This is a genomic window from Nonomuraea deserti, from assembly GCF_004348685.1.
GTDB classification, from domain to species: domain Bacteria; phylum Actinomycetota; class Actinomycetes; order Streptosporangiales; family Streptosporangiaceae; genus Nonomuraea; species Nonomuraea deserti.
Genome location: NZ_SMKO01000117.1, coordinates 23,311 through 29,396, shown reverse-complemented (window position 1 = coordinate 29,396; position 6,086 = coordinate 23,311). Strand labels below are relative to the sequence as shown.

General features: G+C 70.8%; 5 protein-coding genes and 1 pseudogene. 2 read left to right on the top strand and 4 right to left on the bottom strand.

Annotation, left to right across the window (positions count from 1 at the left end):
* Window positions 1-996: 996 nt before the first annotated feature.
* A complete protein-coding gene (locus E1292_RS32415) occupies window positions 997-2,328 on the bottom strand; it encodes a WXG100-like domain-containing protein (protein ID WP_132599823.1) in 1,332 nt (443 codons plus the stop codon).
* A gap of 174 nt (window positions 2,329-2,502) precedes the next feature.
* Here E1292_RS32415 and E1292_RS32410 point away from each other — a divergent pair, with 174 nt between their 5' ends.
* Both E1292_RS32410 and E1292_RS32405 read left to right on the top strand, forming a co-directional pair.
* Window positions 2,503-3,144, top strand: coding sequence for an HAD family hydrolase (locus tag E1292_RS32410; RefSeq protein WP_132599820.1), 642 nt, complete (start codon window positions 2,503-2,505; stop codon window positions 3,142-3,144).
* A 24-nt stretch (window positions 3,145-3,168) separates the two neighbouring features.
* A pseudogene (locus E1292_RS32405) lies at window positions 3,169-3,540 on the top strand (helix-turn-helix domain-containing protein); the annotation flags it as partial.
* Here E1292_RS32405 and E1292_RS32400 read toward each other — a convergent pair.
* The 3 genes from E1292_RS32400 to E1292_RS51525 are packed head-to-tail and all read right to left on the bottom strand — an operon-like array spanning window position 3,435 to window position 5,886.
* On the bottom strand, window positions 3,435-4,334 hold the full coding sequence (locus tag E1292_RS32400) for an LLM class flavin-dependent oxidoreductase (RefSeq protein ID WP_132599817.1): 900 nt from the start codon (window positions 4,332-4,334) through the stop codon (window positions 3,435-3,437). The pseudogene E1292_RS32405 and the gene E1292_RS32400 sit on opposite strands and share 106 nt — an antisense overlap.
* 33 nt (window positions 4,335-4,367) lie before the next feature.
* Window positions 4,368-5,648, bottom strand: coding sequence for an MATE family efflux transporter (locus E1292_RS32395; RefSeq protein WP_132599814.1), 1,281 nt, complete (start codon window positions 5,646-5,648; stop codon window positions 4,368-4,370).
* Between the two features lie 43 nt (window positions 5,649-5,691).
* Entirely contained in the window at window positions 5,692-5,886 is a 195-nt protein-coding gene (locus tag E1292_RS51525; protein ID WP_165974851.1) for a hypothetical protein, read from the bottom strand.
* Window positions 5,887-6,086: the final 200 nt, after the last annotated feature.

Here is a 6,086-nt window from a genome sequence, read left to right as displayed (position 1 = left end):
GCAAGGGCGTCACCCCATTGACCTGACCACCCATCAGGACCACCCCGGCCATCAGTATGGATTTCTGATGGCCACCAGTTGAGAGAACCCAAGTCCACCTACCTGGGGATCTTCATGGCCGTTGACACAGCAGTGGGAGCGATTCACCTTATACATCGAAACCACCGACGACTTCAGCCTGTGTGGCGTTGTTGGGCCCAGAGGAAATAGCTGGGTTGAGCATGCCCCCGGCGGGAGCACTCCGGCACCGAGGTGATCGCCACACGGCCCTGGACGCTGAGGGCTGATCGTCTCGCACACCGTCGACTCAGGCAAGCCCAGCAGACCGGCTCCGCCGGGGCGATCGCTGTCTTGTGCGGCCTCGCCGCGATCGGGCTGGTGCTGGTGGCCGGACTCGTCGATCTCGGCCCGCGGTGGGGTTGCCGGAGACCGTCGCGGCTTCGGCTTCTACGCGTGTCCTCACCAGTACGTGCGCGGTGCCGCTCTCAACACGCTCGCCGACCGCTGGGGAGAGGATCCCGCGGTGCGGGAGCTCGTCGTGGGTCGTCCACCGAGGACCCCGCCGAGCACGTGCGCCTTCGCGCCGTGGAATTGCTCGCCGTCATCTGGCGAAGGACTTCGCGGTGCGGGGGCTGATCCGCGATCGCGCCACAGAGGAGCCCAGCAAGATGGTACGCCTGCGGGCTCTGGAAACGCCCGGGCACAGGCTTGCCAGGACGACTCCGAGGAATATCGGGAAGTGCTCATGGATACCCTGACGAGTTCGCCCATTCCCCGGGTGCGCGCGACGGCTGCCGGATTTCTGGCCGCTTTCTGGTCAAACAGTGCCCGCACGCTCGCGGCATTGCGAGAGCGGGAAGTGACAGATCCGGATCAGCACGCGCCTGACGACGCTTCTGGCCCTGCCCATGGCCTTTCGCCGAGGTGCCGCGGTGAGTGGCGTCCGTACGACGGGTCAGGTGATCACGAGCATCCTGCGGCGATCGGGCCGGGGTGTCATGGGAGGGTCCAGGTGACCGTGCGTTTCAGGCCGCCGTGGGTGTCGTAGGATCTGGCCCAGCCGAGGGTTTCGAAGCGGCCGTTGTCCTGGTTGATCCACTTGTCCTCGCGGTTGAAGTTGTAGCGGTCGTACGCGTGGACGGTGATGTCCATGGTGGCCTGGTTGCCGTCGACCCGGACGTCCGCGCTGCCCCAGATGGAATGGCGGCCCAGCGCGAACTCCCAGTTCTTGGTCTCCGTCTCCTTGATCTGCGTCGGTTCGCCGGTCATCTGGAAGTTCTGCCGTCCGCTCTCCCGGTAGAGGCGCTCGGCGTTCTCCTGCGCGCGGCGGATCTCCGCGTCCACGGCGTCGCGGATCAGCTTGTCGTCGCGGTACGCCTTGTCGTAGTCGATGTGATAGTCGTCACCGGACCCGTCCATATAGTGCTTGAAGGTGTCGGCCGCCTCGTCGAACCCCGGCGCCGCTTCCTCGGCGAGTTGCAGCGCCCGCCACTTCTGCCAGGCCACGTGGTCGCCGATCGAGGGTTTGGCATCCGGGTCGTACGGCCAGGGGTCGTCGAAGGGGATGCCCGGGTCGCGGGGCGGACCGAGGTCGTACTTGCCGTCGCGCGGCCCCTTCTCGGGGGAGTTCAGCGGCGGCCGCGGGCGGCTCTCCGGCAGGCCTTCCATCAGCCAGGCCGCGCCCGCGGACGAGGCGGCCATCCCCTTGACCGCGGCCGCGCGGCGCAGCAGCGAGCCCTTCGGGCGGGCCGGGAACGACGGCGGCTTGGCGTGCAGAATCCGGCGCAGGCGGGTCTCCACGGCACGGATCAGCTTGTGCCCGAAGTACCGCTGCAGCCTGCCGCGCAGTGTCGCCACGGCTTTCTTGGCGAACGTCCTCAGCATCATGACGGAGCCCCGGGCCTTCAACGCGGCGAGCCCGCCGGAGACGACGGCCATGGACGCCGCCCAGACCAGGGCGAGCAGCACATAAACCGACAGGAGTTTGAGGACGATCTTGATGAGTTCGACGATCTGGGCGAACAGGTCGCAGCCGTCCGCCAGGGCGTGCATGGAGGTGGCGAGGCTCTGCAGGTGGCCGGATTGTGCGTCGTCGGCGTGGTATTCGGCCCAGTGGCCGGTCAGGGCATCGATGTGGTCGCCGGAGTTGTGCTGCGCCGCGTGGTCGACGGCGCCGTGCGCCGTCGGGATGGTCTGGTTCGTGAGGGTGGTGGCGCAAGCCCGGAACGCCGCCCCGCAGGCGCGGATGTGGTCCTCGTCCTCCGACGGCCATTCCACGTCGAGGAGGGCGAACGAGGACTGCAGGTTGGGAGGAAGGGTCAGTGCCATGCGAAGGTGGGAGCGGTCAGGGACGAGAGATCGACGTGAAACACCTCTGTCACGTGGTGTTCCCTTCATCCCGTCCGATACTGGTGAACGCCACTGTACTTCGGCGGGTGCACCATCCGCCTCGACGCGTGCCGCCGGCTCGCCGCGGCCGGTCCCGCGACGTACTGTCTGGTCATGCCTCGACCGAAGGTGGTCCTCTTCGATGCGATGGGTGTCCTGTACCGGTACGGCAACGTCCAAGGCCGTGTCCTGATCCCCTACCTGCGCGACCATGGATGCAGTCGAACCGAGCAGGAGATCCGTGCCGCCTACCGTTCGGCCACGCTGGGGGGCATGACGACGGACCGGTTCTGGTCGGTCGCCGGGCTGTCGCGGGAAGGGCGTGACGCGGACTACTGCACACGGCACCAGCTCAACGAAGGCGTTGCGGAGGCTCTCGCGGAGCTGGGGGGCGATGGCCTGGAACTCGCCTGCCTGAGCAATGACACGGCGGTCTGGTCGGAGCTCGTACGTCGGCGTTTCGGCCTGGAGGGCCCCGTCCGGCGGTGGTTCGTCAGCTCCGACCTGCGGGCCCGCAAACCCGACGGAGCCGCCTACACGGCGGTGATCGAGGCGCTGGGCGTCGCCCCTGATCAGGTGGTGTTCGTCGATGACCGGCCGGTCAACCTCGTTCCGGCTCGTACGCTGGGGATGTGCACGATTGTTTTCCTGAGCGACGACACCGATGCCAACCCCGGCCCCTCGGATGAGCTGCGGCAGCAGAGCATCGTCCGGACCATGCCGGAGCTGGTGGCCGCCATTCGCGATCTCGCGTAGGAGCCAGGCGGGCTCAGGCGGCGCCGCGGGCTCAGCCGGCTTGACCTCGCCGACCTGGCGGAGGTCGGCGCGCGGCACCTGTCGTACGTGGAGACGGGACGCGCGCGGCCGAGCCGGTCGATGGTGCCGCACCTGTCGCAGGCCCTGGACATCCCGTTGCGCGAGCGCAACACCCTGCTGCCGGCCCCCGGCTACGCGCCTGTCGGAGCCGGCGATCGAGCTGTTCTGTCCCCTCGACGAGTTCACGGCCGAGGCGCTCCGCCTGCTCGCCGAGCCCGCGTAGGGCCCGGCTACCGGTTGACCAGGCCGCGCACCTCCGCCAGCCGGTCCACCTCGGCCCGCCAGTCGTCGCCGGCGACGCCGACGATCGCGTGCCGCGCCCCGGCCTCCCGGTAGGCGGCCAGCCTCTCGGCGGCCTCTTCCGGGCGGCCGGAAAGCGGGATGTCGATGACCTCCCCGATCGGGCGGTCGTAGGCGGTGCTGATGCTTGACGCGATCTCCTCGCGGGACGGCCCGCCGCTCAAGACGCCGGTGGCGCCGATGGCGATCACCGGGGCCGGCCTGCCGTGCTCCGCGGCCAGGTCGGCGAGGAGCTTGGCGCCCTCGGCGACCTGGTCGGGGGAGATCAGGGAGGGGAACCAGCCGTCACCCAGGCGGGCGGCCCGCCGGATCGCCACCCCCGACGCGTTGCCGACCCAGATCGGCGGCGTCGCCGCGGGCGGCGCCAGCTCGACGGGCGGGTTGCCGGGCTCGTCGGGGAGCTCGGTCTTCTCGCCGGACAGCAGGCGGGGGAGGAGCTTCAACGCGGTGTCGGTACGGGGACCGCGCTCGGCGTACGGGACCCCGGCAGCGGCCCACTGGCCGGGCCCGCCGCCCGAACCGACCCCCAGCACCAGGCGGTCGCCGGAGACGTGCTGGAGGGTCGCGATCTGCTTGGCGGCCCAGGCGAGGGGACGGATGGCGGGAATGAGGACGCTGGTGCCGATCCGGACGCGGCTGGTGACCGCGGCGGCGGTGGCCAGGGCGATCGGGGCGTCCAGGGTCGGCCCGCCGATGGCGAGGTGGTCGCCGTGCCACACGCCGTCCAGGCCGGCGGCCTCGGCGTGCCGGGCCGCCTCCCGCAGGTCGATGCCGTCCCGCCGCTGCACCGCCACGCTGGGCAGGATGACGCCGATCTCGAAGATGTCCATGGCCCAAGCGTGCAACCTGAAGCCAGGTTGAGGTCAACCGGGCGCCGCGTTCGCGCGGGCGCTGTGGCGGAGAAAGCCGCTTGCCTGGAGGACGAACAGCAGGGCCGAGTTGGCGATCAGCGCCCACCACAGCCCGGCCAGCCCCCACGTGGCGGCCACCAGCACGGCGGCCACCGTGAGCATCCCGTATCCGGCGGCCACGGATCCCAGGCTCCACGACGACCGTTTGAGTCCCGCCAGGCCGAACGCCACGACGGCCTGCGTGCCGTCCACCGCCGCCATGACGACGACGAGCCAGGCCAGCCCCAGCACGGTGGTCCTGACGCCGTCGTCCGAGGTGAACAACGTGACGAGCGGATCGCGGAAGGCGAGCAGGAGACTTCCGCCCGCGGCCACCCCGGCGACCGCCAGCGCGAGCGCCGCCCTCGTGACGCTTCTGACCTCGCGCACCCCGTGGGCGCGGGCGACCTCGGGAACGGATGCCTGCGCCACGGACAGGGACATGAACATCAGCGGGCCCATGATCGCGTAGAGGACGGCGTGCGCGGCGGCCTCCCGCGTGCCCGTACGGACCGCCGCGTACGTGACGACCCCTAGCACCGCGAACTTGATCAGCAGCGTCCCCGACAGGGGAATGCCCACCCGCGCCAGCTTCATGATCTCCGCGGGCCGCGGCCGTCCACGTCCCACGCCCCCGCCCAGCAGGCGGCGCAGGCGCAGGTTGGACACCGCGAGAGCGGTCGCGCCCGCGGCGATCATCGAGCAGCCCAACCCCGGCAGGCCGATCCGGGGGACGAGGGTGACGACCAGCACGATCGACACGGCGGCGCCGGCGAGGCTCGCCCAGATCACCTGGCGGCTGTGGCCGAGCGCGATCAGGGCCGCGTTGGCGCCGCCCCCCAGGCCGTACAGCAGAACGTACACGACCAGCAGGTAGGGAAGGATCCCGAGCTCCGCCAGCACCTCCGGCGGCGCGCCGCCGAGTGAGGCGACGAGCGGGACGCAGGCCACCGCTGCGGCGGCGAGCGCCCCGACGACGAGAGCCAGCCATCGTGCGTCCCGCAGGACGGGGATCGCGCCGGGCGGGTGCTCGCGATGGGGAGCGATGAACGGCGCCATGCCGCGCAGCGCACCGGTGATCGCGGTGAAGGCCGGGTTGAGCACGGCGGCCATGACCGCGTACGCGGCGAGCGCGGCGGTCGCCCGGCGCCCGAGCACGGCCGTGCCGACCAGTCCCGCGACCTGGTTGACGATCATGGAGAGGAAGAGCGGGACCGCCGCCGCGGCGATGGCCCGATGCTGGAGGCGAGGCATGAAATGCACAATCCCGGGACGCACAACGGCCCGGGACTCACCATTATCTTATCAGCTCGGTGATCAGAACGTAGCGCTCGTCCTCGATCGCGCGGCCCCACAGGGCGGGGTCGGTGAGCCGCTCGTGGTGGGAGACGCGGGCGCCCACGGCCTGCGGCGCATCGGTCAGCTCCAGGGCTGTGACACCGCCGGGCCAGCGCGGCGGCGGGGCGCCAGGCGGGTCACCGGCGTCTGCCACCGGCAACGGCACGGCGAAGCCCGCTGAGGTCGGCTTTCGCCTCGCCGGCGCGACCACGCGGCCCGGACCTGGGGGTCGCGCAGCCCGTGGTCGGGCTCGTCGTCGAAGGCGTCGGCCGTCGCGTCCCAGTAGGAGGAGATGGGGGCGAGGTCTGGTGTCGGCATGGAGGCAAGGCTTGCGGGCGGCACCGACAAATCCGG